General features: G+C 67.1%; 2 protein-coding genes. Both read right to left on the bottom strand.

Annotation, left to right across the window (positions count from 1 at the left end):
- A partial coding sequence (locus AB4Y99_RS27300) for a malonate decarboxylase subunit alpha (protein WP_441525548.1) occupies positions 1–1,165 on the bottom strand: 1,165 nt, incomplete at its 3' end.
- Between the two features lie 21 nt (positions 1,166–1,186).
- Positions 1,187–2,020, bottom strand: an 834-nt coding sequence (locus AB4Y99_RS27305; protein WP_441525549.1) for a substrate-binding domain-containing protein, incomplete at its 5' end; no start/stop codon positions are given.

The following is a 2,020-nucleotide window of genomic DNA, read 5'->3' on the forward strand; positions in this document are numbered from 1 at the left end:
GCTTGGAGACGTTGACGCAGCCCTGCCTGTCGATCTGCAGGAAGGAGAGCAGCGATAGGTCGAAGCCCGCCCCCTGGAAATAGGTGAACTGGTAGGGCGAAGGCACGATCGCCTCGGCATTGGAGGCGCAACCGAACTGGAATTCGAGGAGCGGAACGCCGCCGACGGCGCCCTGCTCGATCACCCAGGTGACGGCGCCGTGCTGGCCTTCCTCAATCAGGATGCGCGGGACATTGGCCGAGATGCCGAAGCCGATATTGACCGCGTCGCCGTAACGCAGTTCCTGCGCSACSCGMCGCGCGATSACYTTGGCGACGTCGAAGGCCGGCGTCTCGAAGCTCGAYAGSGGCCGSSRCACCTCGCCSGAGATCGCSGGATCRTAGRCMGTCTGCGTCGTCTGCATCTGGTCGGGCGCGACCACGATCGCATCGACGAGGATGCCGGGCACGAAGACGGCCTGCGTGTTGAGGCTGCCGGCCTCCACCACGCGCTTCACCTGCGCGATGACGATGCCGCCATTGTTGCGCACGGCCAGCGCCTGATCGAGCGGACCGAGCAGGCCCCCTTCATGCTCGTAGGAGAGATTGCCGCGCTCGTCGGCCGTGGTGGCGCGGATGATCGCGACTTGTGGCACGATGCTGCGGAAATAGAGCCAGTCCTCGCCGTCAAACTCGACGCGGGACACGATCGGCTCGGCCATGGCGCGCGCGTTCATGGCGCAGCCCTGGTGCTTGGGATCGACGAAGGTGTCCATGCCGATCTTGGTCAGCACGCCCGGCCGCTTGGCGGCGGCTTCGCGGTGCATGTCGAACAGGATACCGCTCGGGATATTGTAGGCCGGGATCTCGTTGCCCGTGACCATCTTCCAGATTTCCGGAGGCTCGGCCGAGGACGGGCCGGATGGATAGGAACCGCCCATAATCCGGGCCAGCAGGCCGGGCTTGGCGATGTGATCGACGCCCTTGACGCCCCACATGTCGCCGGCCGCGATCGGGTGCAGCGTCGTCAAGTTGCGCGGGTGACCGGAGGCGTCGAAGCGCCGGCCGATGGCTGCAAGCACCGCATCAGGGCAGCCGAGGCCGGAGGAGGAGGAGACCGTGACGATCGCCTCATCCGGGATCAGGGCGGCGGCTTCGTCGGCGGAGAGGATGCGGGGGAAGGCCATGGGTTACGTCTCTTCGAGGTTTCAGCCGGCGGCGGCGAGCGCGCGCTGATAGGCGCCGCAGGATTCACGGATGACGAGGTTGGCGGGGCCGATGAAGCTTTCGGGCTCCGCGGCGGGGTCATTGATCTGCTTCAGCAGCAGCGCGGCGGCGCGCTCGCCCAAGCCCACGGGATCGACGGCGACGGTGGTCAGCGCCGGCGAGACATGTCGGGCTTCGCTGGTGTCGTCGAATCCGACGATGGCGATATCGCGCCCGACGACGAGGCCGTGGCGCGCCGCCGCCAGCATCGCGCCGATGGCGGTGACGTCGTTGTAGCAGACCACCGCCGTCGGCCGGTCGGCGAGCGAGAGCACAGTGCTCATCGCGCCGAAGCCGCCATCGCGCGTCGGCATGCTTTCGAGGTTGAGCGCCGGATCGACATTGCGCCCGGTCGCCTCCATCGCAGCGAGGAAGCCGCCATGCCGCTCCTGCCGCACCACCATCGAATGCATGCCGCCGAGAAAGGCGATGCGCTCATGGCCGAGATTGATGAGATGGCGGGTGATGCGGCTCGCCCCCGCCAGATTTTCCGGCACGACATGGCTCACAGCCACATCCGGCAGGCGGCGGATCGCCACCAGCAGGGCGGTACCGGCAGCCCTGACCCAGTCGAGATGCTCAGGCCGCGTATCCAGCGCCGGGCAAAGGATGATGCCGCCGGCGCCGTGCTCGCGCATCATCCGCATCACCTGCTCCTGGCGCACCACGCTCTCGGCGGTGTTGGCCATGAAGGCGACATAGCCCGCCATCTGCAGCACCTTCTCCACGCCGATGGCGAATTCGGCGAAGAACGGATTTGAGAGGTCGTTGAGGAC

Origin of the sequence: Allobosea sp. TAB14, assembly GCF_052113865.1 — a bacterium.
Classification (GTDB): domain Bacteria; phylum Pseudomonadota; class Alphaproteobacteria; order Rhizobiales; family Beijerinckiaceae; genus Allobosea; species Allobosea spartocytisi.